This window comes from Legionella rowbothamii (genome assembly GCF_900639985.1).
Taxonomy (GTDB): domain Bacteria; phylum Pseudomonadota; class Gammaproteobacteria; order Legionellales; family Legionellaceae; genus Legionella; species Legionella rowbothamii.
On sequence record NZ_CAAAIM010000003.1, the window covers coordinates 276,077 to 296,171 of the forward strand.

Genomic DNA, 20,095 nt, shown 5'->3' on the forward strand with positions numbered 1-20,095 from the left:
AGATGACAAAAAATGATTATTTGGTTGAAAGACTAAAGACTGAGTTAGCGAGTCACATCAACGATGTGAGTGTTACTTTTGACGAAGTCACCGTTGAATGTGATGTGGCAAATGTAAAAACATTAATGATGGAGTTGCGTGAAGTCCCTGCTTTTTCATTTGATCAACTTATAGATCTTTGTGCAGTAGATTATCTGCTTTATGGCGAATATGATTGGGAAACTGATTCTGCGACAGAAAAAGGTTTTTCTCGCGGCGTAGAACGCCAAGACGCCAAAGCATATGCACTGAATAAGCCACGTTTTGCCGTAGTTTATCACTTGCTTTCAACACAAAAAAATCATCGTCTACGCGTTAAAGTGTTCCTTGATGAAAAACATCTAATTATTCCTTCAGTGCATCATTTATGGAAAGGTGCTAATTGGTTTGAGCGTGAAGCCTACGATTTGTATGGTGTTTTATTTGATGGGCATCCGGATTTAAGACGTATTTTGACCGATTATGGTTTTATTGGACATCCATTCCGTAAAGATTTCCCTCTCAGTGGAGAGGTTGAAATGCGCTACGATGCAAAATTACAAAAAGTTATTTACGCACCTGTCGATATAGTGCCCAGAGTATTGGTGCCTAAGGTTATTCGTAATGATAACCGTTATATTGTTAATGAGAAGGGCGGCGAATAATGATTGAATTAAAGAATTACACGTTAAATTTTGGTCCACAACATCCCGCAGCCCATGGGGTTTTGCGTTTGGTTCTTGAGCTAGAGGGTGAGACTATTGTTCGTGCAGATCCACACATTGGCTTATTGCACCGTGCAACTGAAAAATTGGCAGAAACAAAACCATACATACAAAACATCGGATATATGGATCGCTTAGATTACGTATCCATGATGTGCAATGAACATGCCTACGTTCGTGCCATAGAAAAGCTTCTAGATATTGAAGCCCCTTTGCGAGCGCAATACATACGTACCATGTTTGATGAAATTACCCGCGTGTTAAATCACCTTTTATGGTTAGGTGCGATTGCTCTAGATATTGGAGCAATGACCGTATTCCTGTATTGCTTCAGAGAGCGTGAAGATTTATTTGACTGCTACGAAGCTGTGTCGGGAGCACGTATGCATGCTACCTATTATAGACCCGGTGGTGTTGCTCGTGACTTACCGGATACCATGCCCCAATATAAAGCTTCAAGATGGCACAGTGACCGTGAAGTAGAAAAAATGAATCAAGATCGTAGCGGTACTTTACTTGATTTCATCTGGGCTTTCACTGAACGCTTTCCACGTTGCGTTGATGAATATGAAACTTTATTAACCGACAATAGAATTTGGAAACAACGTACGGTAGATATCGGCGTTGTTTCTCCAGAGCAAGCATTACAATGGGGCTTTACCGGCCCAATGCTTCGGGGTTCCGGTATTGCCTGGGATCTGCGTAAAAAGCAAAGCTATGCTGTTTATGATAAAGTAGATTTTGATGTCCCAGTGGGTAAAACTGGAGACTGTTATGACCGCTATTTGGTTCGTGTTGAAGAGTTAAGACAATCCAATCGAATTATTAGACAATGTGTCGAATGGCTAAGAAAAAATCCAGGACCGGTTCGTCTAGATGATCACAAAATTACACCACCACGACGTGTTGAAATGAAGCACGACATGGAAGCCTTAATTCATCATTTTAAATTGTTCACTGAAGGCTTTTGTTTACCACGTGGCGAAGTATATAGTGCTGTTGAAGCGCCCAAAGGCGAGTTTGGTATTTATATGGTATCAGATGGTGCTAATAAACCGTACCGATTGAAAATTCGTGCTCCCGGATTTGCACATTTATCAAGTTTTGATGAAATGGCAAGAGGGCATATGCTTGCAGATGGTGTGGCTATTTTGGCAAGTCAGGATATTGTGTTTGGTGAAATCGATCGTTAGATCAACATAAATTCAGTTCGATATAAAAAACATTATATCGAATTTACACTAGTGTAATGTATTAAACATAACCTGGGCGCAAGAGAACGGCGACCAGGATTTATTGTTTGTACACGTGAGATAAAGGTTTAGATATGTCTGATAATTCAGCAAAAATATTAAATCAATTGATATCGAAAGAGCGCATGCAAGATATTGATCAGTGGATTGCAAAGTATCCTCAAGATCAAAGGCAGTCTGCAGTGATGAGTGCTTTAAGAATTGTTCAAGAAGAGCATAATCATTTAACTCCAGAATTGATGGACGCTGTAGCAAATTATCTTGAAATGCCCGCTATTGCTGTATATGAAGTAGCAAGTTTCTATACCATGTACGAACATAAGCCTGTTGGAAAGCACTTGTTGAATGTGTGCACCAACATCTCTTGTTTGTTACGTGGTTCTGCTGGTGTAGTTGACCACCTAGAGAAAAAATTAGGGATTAAGTTAGGTGAAACCACAGATGATGGACGTTTTACTTTACGATCTGTTGAGTGCTTAGGTGCTTGTGTTAATGCGCCAATGATGCAGGTAGACAAAGATTATCACGAGAATCTAACTCCTGAATCGATAGATAAAGTGTTGGGCCAATACGAATAAAAGATAGAGGTGGTTGCCGTGGTCGAATTAAATCAAGTTTGTTACCGAACAGTTCATTTACCAGAGCCTTGGACTCTATCTGCTTATGAAAGTGTTGGTGGATACAGTGCCTGGAGAAAGATATTAAAAGAGCAAACTTCTCCCCAATTAATTATTGATGAATTAAAAACCTCTGCCTTGCGAGGCCGTGGTGGTGCTGGTTTCCCTACCGGATTAAAATGGAGTTTTATGAACCGTAATTCTCCCGTACAAAAATATGTTGTATGTAATTCGGATGAGGGTGAGCCAGGTACCTGCAAAGATCGTGAGATATTAACTTTAAATCCTCACCAGCTGATTGAAGGGATGGCTATTGCCGGATATGTTATGGGGGCGACAGTTGGTTATAACTACATTCGCGGTGAGTTCTGGTTACCTTATGAGCACACTGAAGCTGCATTAAAAGAAGCTTATGCTGCTGGCTTATTAGGGAAAAATATTTTAGGTTCCGGTATTGATTTTGATTTATACAATCATTTAGGTGCTGGGGCATACATTTGTGGTGAAGAAACGGCCTTACTTAATTCATTAGAAGGTAAGAAAGGACAACCACGCTTTAAACCACCGTTCCCAGCGAATTATGGTTTATATGGCAAACCTACAACCATTAACAATACAGAAACCTTTGCTTCTGTTCCAGTAATTCTGGAAAAGGGAGGGGAATGGTTCTTAAAACTTGGCAAACCAAATAATGGTGGTGCTAAGTGCTTTAGCGTCAGTGGCCATGTAAATAAACCTGGTAACTTTGAAATCCCATTAGGCACTCCATTTAAAACCCTATTGGAGTTAGCTGGAGGGGTGCTTCATGACCGCAAAATCAAAGCAGTGATTCCTGGTGGTACATCCATGCCCGTTTTACCTGGTGATGTGATGTTGGGGCTTGATATGGATTATGACAGCATCCAAAAAGCAGGCTCTGGGCTAGGTTCAGGTGCGGTGATTATTATGGATGAAACAACCTGTATGGTAGATGCTTTATATCGAATTTCAGAATTTTATATGGATGAGTCTTGTGGTCAGTGTACTCCTTGCCGTGAAGGTACTGGTTGGTTGGTACGTTTATTACATCGAATCAAAGATGGCCATGGAGAGCCAGGTGATATAGAGAAATTAGTCAATGTTGCGGACAACATCGAAGGACGAACCATTTGTGCATTAGGGGAAGCAGCTGCTTGGCCTGTGCAAAGTTTCGTTAAGCACTTTTATCATGAATTTGATTACTTCATTAAGCATAAACGCTCGATCGTCGCAGCATAATTAGAAGGTTTTAACCATGACAACTACTATTGAAATCGACGGTAAAACATTTGAAGCAGAAAACGGTAAAATGATCATCGAAGTTGCTGATGAAGCCGGTATTCATATTCCCCGTTTTTGCTATCACAAAAAGCTTTCTGTTGCCGCAAACTGCCGTATGTGCTTAGTTGAAGTGGAAAATGGCCGAAAGCCAGTTCCTGCTTGTGCTACGCCAATTACCAATGGCATGAAAGTATTTACCAAATCAGAACAAGCTCTTTATTCCCAAAAAGCGGTAATGGAGTTTTTACTGATTAACCACCCTTTGGATTGCCCAATATGTGACCAAGGCGGCGAATGTGAATTGCAAGATGTATCGATGGGATTTGGTGCAGATGAATCTACTTACACTGAAACAAAGCGTTCAGTTAATGATGATGATTTAGGTGCGCTGATTGCAACAGAAATGACTCGTTGCATTCATTGTACACGTTGTGTTCGCTTTGGTGATGAAATTGCAGGTGTTCGAGAACTCGGTGCTACTGGCCGCGGTGAAAAGATGCAAATCGGAACTTACGTGCAACACAGCATGAAGTCCGAGGTTTCCGGTAATATTATTGATTTATGCCCTGTTGGTGCGTTAACGTCAAAACCTTATCGTTTTACTGCAAGAGCTTGGGAAATGTCCCAGTACGATAGCTTAGCCCCTCACGATTGTTTAGGTTCTAATGTATTTATCCATACCCGCAGAAATGAATTGATGCGTGTTGTTCCTAAAGAAAACGAATCAATTAACGAAACGTGGCTTTCTGACCGCGATCGATTTAGTTATTTAGGATTGAAAAGCGAACAGAGGGCAAGCAAACCCCAAATCAAGCGTAATGGCCAATGGGAAGAGGTTGATTGGGAAACTGCCTTAAAATTTACTGCTGATGGTTTAAGTCGAGTAATTAAACAGAATGGTGGCGAACAAGTTGCTGCATTCGCATCCAGTTCTTCTTCATTAGAAGAGCTCTATTTATTACAAAAATTAATGCGTGAACTTGATGTGCATAATCTAGATCATCGTTTACAGCAAGTTGATTTTAAAGATCAAGAAAACCAAGCAACGACTCCCATAAGTTCCTTAGCTTATGCTGAGATTGAAAATCAACAAACAATCGTGTTAGTCGGTTCTAACATTGAACGTGAAGTTCCACTAGCTGGAGTGCGTGTGCGTAAGGCATTCCGTAATGGCGCCAAAGTTTATGCCATTAATTCCGTTGATTATGATTATCATTTTGACGTTCAAGAGCGTTTTATTGTTTCTCCATTAGAAATGCCAATGCAGCTGGCTAAACTAGTTAAAGCACTTGCCGATGACGCCAAAGCATTGCCCGAAGAAGTGCAAAAACTATTAATCGGTTTGAACACAGACGCAGCAGTACAAGGTGTGGCTCAGTCACTGAAAGAAGAAAAGTCATGTTTAATTACCGGTGCTCTTTGTGAAAATCATCCTGAAGCAGCGTTGATACGCACTATGGTTCATTTGATTGAGAAGTTAAGTGGGGCCAAAGTAGTTCGATTAACTCACGGTGCTAATACAGCTGGTGCATGGATGGCGGGTATGGTTCCTCATAGAACCGTTGCTGGTAAGACTGATTCAAAAGTCGGTTTGGATGTGCAAGCGGCATTGAATGCTAAATTAAAGGCCTACGTATTAATGGGGGTTGAGCCAGGTTTTGATTTTGCAAATCCTTATGGCGCCCGTCAGTCAATGCTTGCGGCCGAGTTTGTAGTTTTAATGTCTGCTTATAATCATGAGTCAATGCATGATTATGCAGATGTAATTTTACCGATTGCACCTTATGCTGAAACCTCAGGTACCTACATTAATATTGATAATACATGGCAAAGCGTTAAAGGAGCATTGCCTCCACACGATCAATCTCGACCCGCGTGGAAAGTGTTGCGCGTTTTAGGTAATTTGTTCCAGTGCAAAGATTTTGAATATACCTCAACGGAAGATGTTTTATCTGAGATTAAAGCAGTTGCTGCAATCACTGTAGAGCAAGACTATACACCTTACTATCCTGAGAGTTTACCACTAATAAATGAGTCTTTGATTCGTGTTGGTGAGTGGCCTCTGTATCGTGTTGATTCAATTGTAAGAAATGCTAAAGAGCTGCAATTGTGCGCCGCTGCTGATACTGCATGTATACGTATGAATCCAACAACAGCAGATCGATTGCAATTAGATGAAATTGCTACTGTATCTCAGGGAGATATTGAGATAACATTGCCGCTGAAACGTGATGAGCGAATTGCGGCAGATGTTGTGTGGGTAGCAAACGCGATGCCTGAGACAGTTGATTTGGGTCATTCATTTGCTGCAATAACTATTAAGCGCTAGGCAGGTAAGAAAATGCTGCATGATATTAGCATATTAATTTGGGTTGTTCTTAAGATACTCGTGATTGTAGTTCCATTACTATTATGCGTTGCATATTTAATTTATGCTGAGCGCAAGGTTATTGGCTACATTCAGTCGCGTATTGGTCCTAACCGAGTTGGGGTAAAAGGCTTACTGCAGCCTATAGCTGACTTGATTAAATTGATCACGAAAGAAATTATTATTCCAACGAGATCGAATAAGTATCTTTTCATTATTGCACCACTTTTTGCTTTAGTCCCTGCTTTGGCTGGTTGGGCAGTGGTTCCTTTTCAGGAAGGAATGGTTCTTGCAAACATTAATGCAGGAGTGTTGTATGTTTTTGCAATGAGCTCACTTGGAGTATATGGGGTTCTTATTGCCGGTTGGGCGTCTAACTCGAAATACGCAATGTTCGGCGCATTGAGAAGTACCGCACAGACAGTGTCGTACGAAATTGCCATGGGATTTGCTTTAGTCGGTGTCTTATTAGCTGCTAACAGCATGAACCTTACTGACATTGTTAACTCACAAAAAGGTGGAATTCTCCATTGGTGGTTTGTACCTTTGTTTCCATTATTTTTAGTATTTTGGATTGCCGGTATTGCCGAAACGAATAGAGCACCTTTTGACCTTGCTGAGGGTGAGTCAGAAATTGTGGCGGGATTCCATGTTGAGTATTCAGGAATAGGGTTCGCATTATTCTTCTTATCAGAATACGCGAGCATGATCCTGATTTCGGTCATGTTGAGTATTATGTTCTTAGGTGGGTGGATGTCTCCGTTTGAAGGGATCCCCGTTTTAGAAGATATATTCTTCGTTGTACCTGGCTTTGTATGGTTGCTCGCGAAAATCAGCTTTTTCCTCTTTGTTTATCTGTGGGTAAGAGCGACATTTCCACGGTATCGTTATGACCAACTTATGCGTTTAGGTTGGAAAGTGCTCATCCCGGTTACCATTGTTTGGATTATAGTAACGGCCGTAATGGTGGTTGCTCAGGTTAAACCTTGGTTTTGATGGTTATAAAGAGAAGCCGATGAAAAAAGTATATCAAAATATTAAGTATTACCTACGAAGTTTTCTTTTAGTAGAGCTTTTGGCAGGTTTAAAGCTGACTGGAAGGTATTTCTTCAAGAAAAAAATAACCGTGCAGTTCCCTGAGGAACAAACGCCAACATCTCCTCGCTTTAGGGGTTTATTAGCGCTTCGTCGCTATCCTAATGGGGAAGAACGTTGCATCGCATGTAAATTATGTGAAGCGGTATGTCCTGCATTGGCAATCACCATTGAGTCCGAACCGCGCGACGATGGTTCACGTCGTACTACTCGCTATGACATTGATGTATTTAAGTGTATTAACTGTGGTCTGTGTGAAGAATCTTGTCCAGTTGATTCCATCGTGGTTACCCCAATACAGCACTATCATGTAAGCGAGCGTGGCCAGAATATCATGACCAAAGAAAAACTTTTGGCTCTGGGTGATTTAATGGAACCAAAACTTGCAGCAGACCGAGCTGCTGATGAAAAGTACCGATAATGGGGTAATGTATGCATGACTTATTAATTCAAGCTATTTTTTATGTTTTTGCAGCCTTAACCGTTGGTTCTGCATTACTGGCGGTTACACAAAGTAACCCCGTTCGTTGTGTTCTGTTTCTCGTATTTACTTTCTTTACGAGTTCAGTCCTGTGGATATTGGCAGAAGCTGAGTTTTTGGCCTTAATTCTAGTCCTGGTTTATGTCGGTGCAGTAATGACCTTATTCTTATTTGTGGTCATGATGCTTAACATTGATATTGAATCGGTAAAAGGTCAATTAAAACGCTATCTTCCTTTTGGTTTAATTATCGTTGCATTATTTATTGCACTTTTAATGAAAGCCATTCCAGAAGGTTCACTGAAGAGTAATGTTGAGACTAAGCCAGTGGTTGCGTCTTCGACGCTTCAGTCAGGTGAAGCCTCTCAGCAAAAGCCTGAGCCAATTTTAGTTGGGGCTTCAAACACTGAAGCATTAGGTATGGTTCTTTATACTGATTATTTCCTGGCTTTTGAGCTTGCAGCGGTACTCTTATTAGTTGCGATTGTTTCTGCAATTACCTTAGTGCATCGTGGTGCGAGATACTCCAAGAGACAAGATGTTAAGCAGCAGATTATGACTCGTAGAAGTGATCGAGTTGAATTAGTTACTATGAAGGCAGAAAAATAAGTATTGGGGAATACCATATGATACCGGTCAATAATTACCTGATATTAGGTGCGATTTTGTTTGGCTTAGGCCTTGTTGGAATGATGATAAATCGCAAAAATATCATTTTACTCCTTATCTGTGTTGAACTGATGTTACTTGCAGTAAACACGAATTTTATTGCGTTTTCTCATTATTTTAATGAGATTGGAGGACAGGTTTTTGTCTTTTTTATTTTGACCGTTGCTGCTGCTGAAGCGGCGATTGGTTTGGCCATAGTAATGTTGCTGTATAGAAATCGAGGCAACATCGACGTAGATAAGATGAATCATTTAAAAGGTTAACATTGTGAGTATACAACAACTTTGTTTGATAATTGTTTTAGCTCCTCTTGCAGGCTCGCTCATCGCTGGTTTCTTTCGAAACCAAATAGGGCGCGTTGGAGCGCACTCAGTTACAATTCTGGGTGTTAGCGTGTCTTTGATTGCGTCACTGTACATTGCTTGTCAGATTTTTTCGGGAGCGATGCCTTCTGATAATACCGTCCTCTATAATTGGGCGAGTGGAGGCGCATTAATTCCTTATGAGTTTAATTTAGGATTCTTAATTGATCCTCTAACGGCAATTATGCTGGTAACGGTAAATTTTGTATCCCTACTCGTTCATATATATAGTATCGGCTATATGTCAGATGATGACGGTTATCAACGTTTCTTTAGCTATATTTCGCTCTTTACTTTCATGATGTTGATGCTAGTTACGTCAAATAACTTTTTACAGTTATTCTTCGGTTGGGAAGGTGTAGGCCTGGTTTCTTATTTACTTATCGGCTTCTGGTATCAAAAGGAGTCGGCAATTGAAGGAAGTCTTAAAGCTTTCCTGGTTAACAGAGTTGGGGATTTTGGCTTTCTTATCGGCATTTCCTTGGTTTTTGCTTACACAGGCAGCCTGGATTACGCAACAGTATTCCAAAGTGCAAATTACTTAGCGAGTCAAAATATTGAATTATTCGGTGGCCATTCTTGGTCAGTAATGACAGTTACTTGTTTGGCTTTATATGTAGGTGCTATGGGTAAATCAGCCCAGGTACCTTTGCATGTGTGGTTACCCGAGTCAATGGAAGGTCCTACTCCCATTTCTGCATTAATTCATGCTGCTACAATGGTTACCGCTGGGGTATTTATGTTGGCACGGATTTCACCATTGCTTGAATTATCAACCACTGCTTTATCTGTTGTGTTGGTGATTGGTGCTACAGGTGCACTCTTTACTGGTATTCTTGCTTTAGTAATGAATGATATTAAGCGCGTAGTGGCTTACTCTACTTTATCCCAGTTGGGATATATGATGGTAGGTATTGGTGCTTCTGCATACAGTGCAGGAATGTTCCATCTAATTACACATGCTTGCTTTAAAGCATTATTGTTCCTGGGAGCCGGCTCTGTAATTATCGGAATGCATCATGAGCAAGACATGCGTAAAATGGGGGGCTTGTGGAATAAAATGCCCATCACATATATTACTTTCATAATTGGAACTTTAGCACTTTGTGCTGTACCTCCGTTTGCTGGTTTCTATTCTAAAGATACTATTATTGAAGCGGCACAACTTTCACAGATACCTGGCAGTAGTTATGCATATTTCTGTGTTGTTGTCGGCGCAATGGTTACAGCAATTTACAGCTTTAGGTCACTCTTTATGACCTTCCATGGCAAACCACGTATGGATCAACATACCTTTGATCACGTGCATGAATCACCCTGGGTTGTGTGGTTACCTTTAGTAATTTTGGCGGTTCCATCAGTAGTTTTAGGCTATATGCTGTATATGCCCATGTTATTTGATAAGCCAACTTTATTAGGTTCATCGTTGTTTGTGCTTCCTGATCACAATGTAATGGCAGAGCTGGCACATGAAGTTACATCTCCTTTCGAAAGTATGATTCATGCAGTTTCATCACTTACTTTCTGGATTACATTAACAGGTATTGCTATTGCCTGGATTTGCTATATTGCTGTTCCATCTATTCCTGGTTATTTGGCTCGTCATTTGAAACTTATTTATAAGCTTCTTATGAATAAGTATGGATTTGATGCCTTTAATAATCTGGTTTTTGTAAAAGGTATCAAAGGTCTAGGCAATACTTTTTATAGTGTTGGTGATCAAGGGTTAATTGATGGAATGGTAGTTAATGGTAGTAGTCGACTGATTAGATGGTTTTCCAGTAAAGGTCGAACCATACAAAGTGGTTATCTAAATCACTATGCAACAGTTATGGTTCTTGGATTACTCGGATTCTTGTGCTGGTTGATACTAGGCTGAATATAAGGTGAGGGTATGCATTATTTGCTCAATTTGCTAGTTTGGTTGCCAATATTAGGCGGTGTTTTTGTTCTTCTCGCAGGAGATGATCGTAACCCTAACAATGCACGCTATTTGGCTTTATTCACAGTAGTGCTCTGTCTACTGCTTTGTGTGCCTTTAGTTGGTGGTTTTGATACAAAAGCTTTAGGGATGCAATACTTAGAAGAGTTTCCCTGGATGCCTTCACTTGGCATTAGCTACAGTCTTGGTATTGATGGTTTATCATTATTACTAATAGTGTTAAGTATCTTCACTAATTTAGTGGTGATTCTTGCTACATGGGAAAGTATTACCAGTAGAGTATCTCAATATTTGGCTGCATTTTTGATCATGCAAGGCTTATTAGTTGGGGTATTCTCTGCGCTGGATTCAATTCTATTCTATATATTCTGGGAAGCAACTTTGATTCCGATGTACTTAATCATAGGTATTTGGGGCTCAGATAACCGGGTATATGCTGCAATTAAATTCTTCCTGTATACCTTTTTTGGTTCAGTGTTGATGCTCGGTAGCTTTTTATACATGGGCTATATTGCTGGTACCTTCAATATTGAGGCTTTCTATGCAATTAAGCTGAGCATGACTGCACAAACATTGATTTTCATTGCATTTTTCCTCGGTTTTGCTATTAAAATTCCCATGTTTCCAGTTCACACTTGGTTACCTGATGCACATACGGAAGCACCAGCGGGGGGGTCTATTGTTTTAGCAGCAATCCTACTGAAACTCGGAGCGTATGGATTTATTCGTTTTTCATTGCCAATTGTTCCCGATGCCTGTAATCAATATTCGGGTGTGATGGTGGCCTTATCATTGATTGCAGTGGTGTACATCGCATTGGTTGCAATTGTGCAAAAGGATATGAAGCGTTTAATTGCATATTCCTCAATTTCACATATGGGTTTTGTTACTTTAGGTTGCTTTGCAATTTTTAGCATTGCGAAACAAACTGGTTTAAGTAATGCTGGGCTTATTTTAGAAGGCGCGATTGTGGTAATGATTTCACATGCCTTTGTTTCTAGCGGAATGTTTGCCGGGGTAGGCTTTATTTATGATCGCATGCATACTCGTCGCCTAACCGACTTTGGCGGTATCGTGAATACTATGCCAATATTTGCTTCATTCTTTATGCTGTTTTGCATGGCTAATGCAGGTTTACCGGGAACTTCAGGATTTGTTGGTGAGTTTATGGTAATTGTTGGCTCGATGAAAGCGGGATTCTGGATCACTTTCTGGGCAGCAACCACGTTAATGACTGCTGCAGCATATAATCTTTGGATGTATAAGCGCGTTATTTTTGGCAAAGTCGCTAATGATAAAGTTGCGGCATTAAAAGACCTATCAATATATGAGTTAAGTGCATACGTGTTATTAGCTCTGATGGTTGTTGCTATGGGGGTGTATCCTAAGCCGATGCTTGAATACGTACATCAGACAGTAAGTCATACTCTGGCACTAGCCAGCCAAACAAAATTGTAATACGCAAGGTTAATTAATATGATCGCATTATTTGAAAATATTCATGTCGCGCTACCAGAGATGGTTATATTAGCCACAGCGGGCCTTGCATTGCTTGCTGATTTATTTTTACGGCATAAAATTCGTTCTGTAGCATTTATTATTTCCTGCATTGGTCTAATTGCCGCTGCAGGAGTTAGTTTTCTTTATATAGGTTCACATAAGGTAATTACTTTAAATGGAATGTTTATCAGCGATGATGTCGCTCATTTAATGAAGTTCTTTATTTACCTCACTGTCTTATTGAGCTTTATTTATTCGCGTAACTATATCAATGAACGACAAATGCCTTCTGGTGATTATTATGTACTAGGGTTATTTTCAACCTTAGGAATGATGATCTTAGTTTCAGCGCACTCACTTTTATCAATTTACCTTGGTTTAGAGTTAATGTCACTGCCACTTTATGCAATGACCGCGATTCGCCGCACCGATAGCGATGCTTCTGAAGCTGCAATGAAGTATTTTGTTATGGGAGCAATTGCATCAGCTATGTTGCTCTATGGTATCTCGCTAATTTATGGAGCGACAGGAAAACTAGATTTATTAGAGGTAGCAAATGAGATCGCTGCAAACTGGCAACATCAAGAGGCTTTATTAGCTTTTGCGCTGGTGTTCATTTTAGCTGGTGTTTGCTTCAAACTCGCAGCTGTTCCTTTCCACATGTGGGCTCCAGATGTTTATCAAGGCGCCCCAGCTTCTGTAACCTTATTTATTAGTGCAGCACCCAAGGTTGCAGCTTTAGGAATGGCATTTCGATTTTTGACAATTAGCTTTGTGGACATTACTGCGCAGTGGCAGCAAATTTTGTTGGTAGTTGCATTACTCTCTACGGGTTTAGGCAATCTATTTGCTGTGGTGCAAACAAGTATAAAACGTCTACTTTCTTATTCAGCAATATCACACATCGGTTATGCTCTATTTGGTATATTAGCTGCTAGTGCCGCAGGTTATTCAGCAGCACTTTATTATATTTTAGTTTATTCAATAACCTCTGCTGCAGCATTTGGCTTAATTGTTTTAATGTCCAGCCATGGTATGGAAATTGATAGTGTAGAGGATCTCAAAGGTTTAAATAAAAGAAACCCTTGGTTAGCTTTTATGATGTTGATCGTTATGTTTTCTATGGCAGGTGTACCACCAACCGTTGGATTCATTACCAAACTACTAGTATTGAAAGCTTTAGTTGATGTGCATATGACTTGGGTTGCTATTCTTGGTTTAATCTTTGCTGTGGTCGGTGCATACTATTATATTCGTATCGTGAAGCTGATGTATTTTGATAAGCCTTTACATGCTGATCCACTGATTATTAATAAAGGAAATGCGACAGTATTGTCTTTGAATTGTTTGTCTTTACTGTATTTAGGTATATTCCCTGGAGCATTAATTGTTAGTTGTATTAATGCATTTGTTAATTAATTCACAAACTTTGTTAAAAGTACTTGCTAAAAGAGTAAAGTATCGGTATACTTCTTTTCAGTTGACGCGGGGTGGAGCAGCCTGGTAGCTCGTCGGGCTCATAACCCGAAGGTCGTAGGTTCAAATCCTGCCCCCGCTACCACTTTTTGGAACCCCATTTATGGGGTTTTTTATTACCCTAGAAAAAGCTTTAAAGTCCTCTGTAGCAGTGTTGCAGTCGGTGCAACTGCTTTTCTTAGGGATACGTTTAATTCGGGCTACTTTGCGAATCCAGGTTAATAATTAACAGACTTGGGCGTATGCGCCCTTTTTTTTTGTTTGTTAATATTATGATTCAAGACGAACTCGAACAACTACTTGCTCCTACTGTAAATGATATGGGTTATGAACTTTGGGGATGTGAATACCTTTCCCAGGGTAAGCATTCCTTGTTACGCATATACATAGATAAAGCAGAAGGGATTGGAATCGAAGACTGCCAAGATGTAAGTCACCAAGTGAGTGCCTTGCTCGATGTAGAAGATCCTATTCCTGGTAACTATAGTTTAGAGGTATCATCACCCGGTATACCCAGACCTTTGTTTAAAGATTGGCAATATCAACGATACATAGGTCAACCTGTCCAGGTGAAAACATTTAAACCAGTTAATAAAAAGCGCAAATTGCTAGGTACAATCATTTCAGTGTCTGACAATTCAGTCGTACTGAATATCGATGGCGAAGAGCATGAGTTACTTTTTTCAAATATTGTAAAGGCATATTTGACAGTATAGAGAGGCGAACAATGAGCAAAGAATTGTTATTAGTTGCTGAGGCGTTATCAAATGAAAGAGGCGTAAGTAAAGACGTTATCATCCTTGCCATTCAGGCCGCATTGGAGTCTGCTACTCGAAAAATCTTTGGATTGGACATAGGCGTCAGAATTAAACTAGATCCTCGTACTGGTGAATATGAAACTTTTAGATACTGGGATGTAGTTGAACCCGAAGACTTTGAGTTCCCCGAGCATCAGATAACTTTAGCTGAAGCACAAGCACGCAATCCGGACGTTACTGTTGGTGGGCGAATTGAAGAATCAATTCCATCGATTGAGTTTGGGCGAATTGAAGCGCAAGCAGCTCGTCAAGTCATTATGCAAAAAGTTAGAGAAGCTGAACGTGAATTAGTCATAGACCAATTCAGAAGCAAATTAGGCCAGTTGATTTATGGTACAGTTAAAAAAGTAACTCGCGATAATATAATTATCGATTTAGGTGGTAAAGCAGAAGCCTTCTTACCACGTGGCGAAATGTTACCTCATGAAATGTTTCGTCCTAATGATAGAGTTCGTGCTTATTTATATGAACTTACTCCGCAAGCACGTGGTCCTCAATTGTACGTTAGTCGTACGCGTAACGAGATGTTAATCGAATTATTCCGCATTGAAGTTCCTGAAATTGGCGAGAATGTGATTGAAGTTAAGGCTGCTGCTCGTGATGTGGGAAATAGAGCTAAAATTGCTGTTAAAACAAATGATGGCCGTATTGATCCAATCGGTGCTTGTGTTGGTATGCGCGGTGCACGTGTACAAGCAGTCTCCAGTGAGTTAGGAGGGGAGCGTGTTGATATTATTCTTTGGGATGATAATCCCGCTCAATTAGTGATTAATGCTATGGCTCCTGCGGATATCTCTTCAATTGTTGTTGATGAAGATAGCCATACTATGGACTTAGCGGTAGAGAAAGATCAATTATCACAAGCTATTGGCAGAAATGGCCAAAACGTACGTTTAGCCAGTCAGTTAACTGGTTGGACTTTAAATGTAATGACTACAGACGAATTTGAAAATAAAAATTTGGAGGAGTCGAGCAAGATCGTAAAATTATTTACTTCCGCTCTGGAAATAGATGAAGAAATTGCTACATTATTAGTAGCACATGGCTTCTCGTCACTTGAAGAAGTTGCTTATGTACCTAAAGAAGAGCTTTTAGCTATCGAAGAATTCGACGAGGAAATCGTTGAAGAGTTAAGAAATAGAGCGAATGATAATTTGCTTACTATGGCGCTTTCTTCTGGTAAAGGATTAGCCGGTACCCCAGATGAATCTTTATTAAATATGGAAGGTATGTCTGAAGAGCTTGCTAACAAATTAGCTGAGCGAGGAATTGCATCCATGGAGGATTTAGCAGAACAATCTGTAGATGAGTTATTAGAAATTGAAGGGATGACTGAAGAAAAAGCTGGCGCTTTAATTATGAAAGCCAGAGAACCATGGTTCTTATAAAACCATTTATACCCAAGTATTTTGGGTATAAACCTATGCTTTGGACCATTTGGCAAAGCATTAATAAACTAACGTGTTTCAGAACGCAGTTATGCTCATTCGTAATGAATACATCATAGGCTGCTGAAAGGGGATTAAAATATGGCGGATGTGACGGTTAAACAATTAGCTCAAGTCGTTGGTATTCCGGTTGAACGCTTATTGAACCAGTTACAGGAAGCAGGATTATCTTTTACTGATGATCAACAGACTGTGAATGAGGAACAAAAGCGTATCTTACTTAATCATTTAAAGAGTAGTTCTGTGCGTGATACGCATGTTGCGCCAGAGCGTATTACTTTACGACGTAAAAGTACGTCTCAAGTTACTGTTGGCCACGATACTCATAGTGGTAAAACAGTTCATGTCGAAGTTCGCAAGAAAAAGGTTTTTGTAAAACGAAGTACGCTCGTTGAGCAACCCGAAACTGAAGAGCCAATTGAAATAGCGGCGACTGATGAATCAGTTCCTAGCGAAGCAATTACAGAAATGCCTATTGTTGAATCTACACCTGAAGTTGTCCTCACAGAGCCCAAGGTTCACGAAGAAGGTCAGGCAGAAGCCGCTGTGGTTGAAGCTCCTCAAGCAGATGAAGAAATTTCTGAAGAGCCTGCTCCTGTATTTGATGATGAATTAGATGCTCCTTCTGAATTGGAAAAAATTGCAGAAGTTGTGATAAAAGAAGAGATCAAAGGCGATAAGGCTGTTAAAAAGAAACATGTTGAACCTGCGAGTCCGGAAGTTGAATCTTCTGATTACAAGAAAGGTAAGAAAAAGCCAAAATATCAAACTTCTTATGATCGTAGTAGCGATGATGAAGACGATTCGCATCGCCGCGGAAGTGGTCGTAGTAAATTTAAAAAGCGTAAAGGTTCTGAAAAATCAGATAAATACCGTGAAGCAGAAGAGACCTTAACGCATGGTTTTGCATTACCTACAGCACCAGTTGTACGTGAAGTATTAATTCCTGAGACCATTACCGTTGCAGAACTTGCGAAACGAATGTCAGTTAAAGCAGCTGAAGTGATTAAAGTGATGATGTCTTTAGGAGCTATGGCCACCATTAACCAAGTAATTGATCAAGAAACCTCGGTAATCGTCGTTGAAGAAATGGGTCATAAAGCCCGCGTTATTAAAGAAGATGCGATCGAGGTTGGCTTGGGTGAAGCAATCACCAAAGGTAGCAATACTGAAGCTCGTGCTCCAGTTGTAACTATTATGGGTCACGTTGACCATGGTAAAACCTCGTTACTAGATTACATTCGTCGAACCAAAGTAGCCTCTGGTGAGGCTGGTGGTATTACTCAGCACATTGGTGCATATCACGTAAGCACACCGAAAGGGGATATTACTTTCTTGGATACCCCAGGTCACGCTGCATTTACTGCAATGCGTGCGCGTGGTGCCCAAGTTACTGACATCGTTATTTTGATTGTTGCTGCAGATGATGGGGTGAAGCCTCAAACTATTGAAGCAATCCAACATGCTAAGGCAGCAAAAGTGCCAATTATTGTTGCGGTTAACAAGATTGATAAACCCGGTGCAGATCCTGATCGAGTTATGAATGAATTATCCGTTCATGAAGTAATTCCCGAGGCATGGGGTGGCGATACAATGTTTATTAATATCTCTGCTAAAGCAGGTACAGGTATTGATGAGCTACTTGATGCAATTCTGTTGCAATCAGAAGTTTTAGAGTTAACTGCGTTGACTGATGGGGCGGCTAAAGGCGTGGTTATTGAATCCCGCTTAGATAAGGGACGTGGTCCGGTTGCTACTGTATTGGTTCAAAGTGGAACCTTACATAAAGGTGATATTATTCTTGCCGGTTTCCAATATGGCCGTGTACGCGCATTAGTTGGTGATAATGGTGATATGGTTAATAGTGCTGGGCCTTCAATTCCAGTAGAAGTATTAGGTTTATCAGCGATTCCTCATGCAGGGGATGAGGCTGTAGTCGTCCCAGATGAGAAGAAAGCTCGTGAAGTGGCTTTATTCCGTCAAGGTAAGTTCCGGGATGTGAAACTTGCTCGACGCCAGAAGTCCACTCTAGAAGGCATAATGGAAAATATGACTGCTGCCGAGTCTAAAGTATTGAATATCGTACTTAAGGCTGACGTGCAAGGCTCTGTAGAAGCTATTTCTGATGCATTGGTTAAATTATCGAATGATGAAGTTAAAGTAGTTGTTATTTCTAATGGCGTAGGGGGTATTACTGAATCTGATGTTCACTTGGCGATTGCATCAAGTGCCTTATTGATTGGCTTTAACGTCCGTGCCGATGCAACTGCAAAGCGTTTGGCGGAACAAGAATCGATATCTCTTCATTATTACAGTGTAATTTACGACATTGTGGACCAAATTAAAGGTGCCTTAACAGGAATGTTAGCTCCTCAATTCAAAGAAGAGATTATTGGTACTGCCGAAGTGCGTGATGTGTTCAAGTCCCCTAAAATCGGTGCTATTGCTGGTTGTATGGTGGTTGAAGGCGTTATTAAACGCAATAACCCAATTCGCGTACTTCGCTCCAACGTGGTGATTTATGAAGGAACTTTAGAGTCATTAAGACGCTTTAAAGATGACGTCTTAGAAGTTCGTCAAGGTTTTGAGTGTGGTATTGGTGTTAAAAACTACAATGACGTGAAACCTGGCGATCTTATTGAAGTATATGAAACTGTTGAAATTAAGCGTGATTTATAATTATGGGTCAAAATTTTAAACGTACAGATCGGGTTGCTGAAATGATTCAGCGAAAATTAGCTCAGATCATTCCTATAGAGGTAAAAGATCCACGCTTAAATGGTATCGTGACTATTTCTGCAGTAAAGGTTGCTGCAGATTTAGCACATGCAAAAGTTTATTTCACGGTGCTGAATAATGATAAAAAGCTCGTTGAAACCATTCTCAATGCAGCTGCAAGTTATCTGCGTAGTGCTTTGGCGCGTAGTATTACTTTACGTACGGTACCTCAGTTACATTTTGTTTATGATGAGTCGATAGAGTATGGACAGCGCCTAAGCCGTCTAATTGATGAAGCAAACTCTCCTTCCACTGATGATGATGAATAAAACTGAATTGACTCCAGTAATCAATGGGATTTTATTACTAAATAAATCAGGAGGAATGTCTTCCAATAAGGCCTTGCAAAAGGCTAAACATTTATTGGGAGCCAAAAAAGCAGGTCATACCGGCAGCTTAGATCCTCTAGCTACGGGCATGTTGCCATTATGCTTCGGAGAGGCGACAAAGGTTTGTCAATTTCTGCTTGATGCAGATAAGTGCTATGAAGCAACGGCGATGCTTGGGATTAAAACCGATACATCTGATTCAACCGGACGAGTTATCGCGTATACCGAGATGTTTCGTGTGTCGCAAGCACAGCTTATGACTGTATTAGAACGATATAGAGGCCATATAAAGCAAACTCCCTCAATGTATTCTGCCTTAAAACATCAGGGCAGGCCTTTATATCGGTTAGCTCGCGAGGGGATAGAAGTTGAGCGCAAAGAGCGCGATATTTTTATTAGTCATTTGCAATTGGATGCGTTTGATGGAGCACAGTTTTCCTTGACTGTTAACTGCAGCAAGGGAACCTATATTCGTAACTTAGTTGAAGATATAGGTGATGCATTAGGGGTGGGTGCGCATGTAACACGTTTGCATCGCCTTTATACATCAGGCCTCAATGAGATGCCGATGTATACATTAGAGGAGTTGGAGCAGATGTCCTTGGATGAACGAGAAGCTTGTCTTATTCCTCTAGATAGAGCAGTAGATTATTTAAAGCAAGTAATGCTTTCAGAAAATGAAATTCTAGCTATCCGGCAAGGTCGGATAGTAAGTAAGCAATTAGATGTAGATGGTGTAAATTGTGTTCGTCTTTACGATGAACAATCACAATTTATTGGTTTAGGTGAGTTAAATGCTGAAGGTGAGTTGAGAGCGAAAAGATTGTTGGCTTTTTAGTTTGATTGTAAAAATCCATGCCTAAGCATGATTTTTTTTGCACAAAATAATTTACAGCACTTGTTTCGTTTGGTATGCCT

16 protein-coding genes, 1 tRNA gene and 2 pseudogenes are annotated in these 20,095 nt (G+C 40.3%); all 19 read left to right on the forward strand.

What is annotated here, in order from left to right; genetic code table 11:
- The first annotated feature begins 2 nt into the window (after positions 1-2).
- Positions 3-683, forward strand: coding sequence for an NADH-quinone oxidoreductase subunit C (locus tag E1P08_RS07945; RefSeq protein ID WP_133136494.1), 681 nt, complete (start codon positions 3-5; stop codon positions 681-683).
- On the forward strand, positions 683-1,936 hold the full coding sequence (locus E1P08_RS07950; protein WP_133136495.1) for an NADH-quinone oxidoreductase subunit D: 1,254 nt from the start codon (positions 683-685) through the stop codon (positions 1,934-1,936). The genes E1P08_RS07945 and E1P08_RS07950 overlap by 1 nt, the downstream gene beginning before the upstream one ends.
- Positions 1,937-2,070: 134 nt before the next feature.
- Positions 2,071-2,574: an NADH-quinone oxidoreductase subunit NuoE gene (gene nuoE, locus E1P08_RS07955; RefSeq protein WP_133136496.1), complete on the forward strand. Its 504-nt coding sequence runs from the start codon at positions 2,071-2,073 to the stop codon at positions 2,572-2,574.
- Between the two features lie 18 nt (positions 2,575-2,592).
- Positions 2,593-3,870, forward strand: coding sequence for an NADH-quinone oxidoreductase subunit NuoF (nuoF, locus tag E1P08_RS07960; protein WP_165485126.1), 1,278 nt, complete (start codon positions 2,593-2,595; stop codon positions 3,868-3,870).
- Between the two features lie 16 nt (positions 3,871-3,886).
- On the forward strand, positions 3,887-6,241 hold the full coding sequence (gene nuoG, locus E1P08_RS07965; protein ID WP_133136498.1) for an NADH-quinone oxidoreductase subunit NuoG: 2,355 nt from the start codon (positions 3,887-3,889) through the stop codon (positions 6,239-6,241).
- 12 nt (positions 6,242-6,253) lie between these two features.
- Positions 6,254-7,276, forward strand: coding sequence for an NADH-quinone oxidoreductase subunit NuoH (nuoH, locus tag E1P08_RS07970; protein ID WP_133136499.1), 1,023 nt, complete (start codon positions 6,254-6,256; stop codon positions 7,274-7,276).
- 19 nt (positions 7,277-7,295) lie between these two features.
- Positions 7,296-7,796, forward strand: coding sequence for an NADH-quinone oxidoreductase subunit NuoI (nuoI, locus tag E1P08_RS07975; RefSeq protein ID WP_133136500.1), 501 nt, complete (start codon positions 7,296-7,298; stop codon positions 7,794-7,796).
- Positions 7,797-7,807: 11 nt separating this feature from the next.
- A complete protein-coding gene (locus tag E1P08_RS07980; RefSeq protein WP_133136501.1) occupies positions 7,808-8,464 on the forward strand; it encodes an NADH-quinone oxidoreductase subunit J in 657 nt (218 codons plus the stop codon).
- A gap of 17 nt (positions 8,465-8,481) precedes the next feature.
- Positions 8,482-8,787, forward strand: a complete 306-nt coding sequence (nuoK, locus tag E1P08_RS07985; RefSeq protein WP_133136502.1) for an NADH-quinone oxidoreductase subunit NuoK — start codon at positions 8,482-8,484, stop codon at positions 8,785-8,787.
- A 4-nt stretch (positions 8,788-8,791) separates the two neighbouring features.
- On the forward strand, positions 8,792-10,765 hold the full coding sequence (gene nuoL / locus E1P08_RS07990) for an NADH-quinone oxidoreductase subunit L (protein WP_133136503.1): 1,974 nt from the start codon (positions 8,792-8,794) through the stop codon (positions 10,763-10,765).
- A gap of 15 nt (positions 10,766-10,780) precedes the next feature.
- The gene (locus tag E1P08_RS07995) at positions 10,781-12,286 is read left to right on the forward strand and encodes a complex I subunit 4 family protein (RefSeq protein WP_133136504.1); all 1,506 of its coding nucleotides are present in this window, start codon (positions 10,781-10,783) and stop codon (positions 12,284-12,286) included.
- A gap of 18 nt (positions 12,287-12,304) precedes the next feature.
- Entirely contained in the window at positions 12,305-13,747 is a 1,443-nt protein-coding gene (gene nuoN, locus E1P08_RS08000; protein ID WP_133136505.1) for an NADH-quinone oxidoreductase subunit NuoN, read from the forward strand.
- 65 nt (positions 13,748-13,812) lie between these two features.
- A tRNA-Met gene (locus E1P08_RS08005) sits at positions 13,813-13,889 on the forward strand.
- A 187-nt stretch (positions 13,890-14,076) separates the two neighbouring features.
- The gene (rimP, locus tag E1P08_RS08010; RefSeq protein ID WP_133136531.1) at positions 14,077-14,520 is read left to right on the forward strand and encodes a ribosome maturation factor RimP; all 444 of its coding nucleotides are present in this window, start codon (positions 14,077-14,079) and stop codon (positions 14,518-14,520) included.
- Between the two features lie 11 nt (positions 14,521-14,531).
- Positions 14,532-16,010 (forward strand): transcription termination factor NusA, encoded by a 1,479-nt coding sequence (gene nusA, locus E1P08_RS08015; RefSeq protein WP_133136506.1) that lies wholly within the window; start codon positions 14,532-14,534, stop codon positions 16,008-16,010.
- A 141-nt stretch (positions 16,011-16,151) separates the two neighbouring features.
- Positions 16,152-16,491: pseudogene (locus E1P08_RS17745) on the forward strand (translation initiation factor IF-2 associated domain-containing protein); the annotation flags it as partial.
- A 149-nt stretch (positions 16,492-16,640) separates the two neighbouring features.
- Positions 16,641-18,749: pseudogene (gene infB, locus E1P08_RS08020) on the forward strand (translation initiation factor IF-2); the annotation flags it as partial.
- A 2-nt stretch (positions 18,750-18,751) separates the two neighbouring features.
- Positions 18,752-19,117, forward strand: coding sequence for a 30S ribosome-binding factor RbfA (rbfA, locus tag E1P08_RS08025; protein WP_133136508.1), 366 nt, complete (start codon positions 18,752-18,754; stop codon positions 19,115-19,117).
- Complete coding sequence (truB, locus tag E1P08_RS08030) at positions 19,110-20,015, forward strand: tRNA pseudouridine(55) synthase TruB (protein ID WP_133136532.1); 906 nt, start codon at positions 19,110-19,112, stop codon at positions 20,013-20,015. The genes rbfA and truB overlap by 8 nt, the downstream gene beginning before the upstream one ends.
- Positions 20,016-20,095: the final 80 nt, after the last annotated feature.

Coding starts and splice junctions, on each gene's coding strand:
- E1P08_RS07950 (WP_133136495.1), top strand. CDS start 683: ATGATTGAATTAAAGAATTACACGTTAAATTTTGGTCCACAACATCCC.
- nuoG (WP_133136498.1), top strand. CDS start 3,887: ATGACAACTACTATTGAAATCGACGGTAAAACATTTGAAGCAGAAAAC.
- nuoI (WP_133136500.1), top strand. CDS start 7,296: ATGAAAAAAGTATATCAAAATATTAAGTATTACCTACGAAGTTTTCTT.
- E1P08_RS07980 (WP_133136501.1), top strand. CDS start 7,808: ATGCATGACTTATTAATTCAAGCTATTTTTTATGTTTTTGCAGCCTTA.
- E1P08_RS07945 (WP_133136494.1), top strand. CDS start 3: ATGACAAAAAATGATTATTTGGTTGAAAGACTAAAGACTGAGTTAGCG.
- nuoN (WP_133136505.1), top strand. CDS start 12,305: ATGATCGCATTATTTGAAAATATTCATGTCGCGCTACCAGAGATGGTT.
- nuoK (WP_133136502.1), top strand. CDS start 8,482: ATGATACCGGTCAATAATTACCTGATATTAGGTGCGATTTTGTTTGGC.
- rbfA (WP_133136508.1), top strand. CDS start 18,752: ATGGGTCAAAATTTTAAACGTACAGATCGGGTTGCTGAAATGATTCAG.
- rimP (WP_133136531.1), top strand. CDS start 14,077: ATGATTCAAGACGAACTCGAACAACTACTTGCTCCTACTGTAAATGAT.
- E1P08_RS07995 (WP_133136504.1), top strand. CDS start 10,781: ATGCATTATTTGCTCAATTTGCTAGTTTGGTTGCCAATATTAGGCGGT.
- nuoH (WP_133136499.1), top strand. CDS start 6,254: ATGCTGCATGATATTAGCATATTAATTTGGGTTGTTCTTAAGATACTC.
- nuoE (WP_133136496.1), top strand. CDS start 2,071: ATGTCTGATAATTCAGCAAAAATATTAAATCAATTGATATCGAAAGAG.
- truB (WP_133136532.1), top strand. CDS start 19,110: ATGAATAAAACTGAATTGACTCCAGTAATCAATGGGATTTTATTACTA.
- nusA (WP_133136506.1), top strand. CDS start 14,532: ATGAGCAAAGAATTGTTATTAGTTGCTGAGGCGTTATCAAATGAAAGA.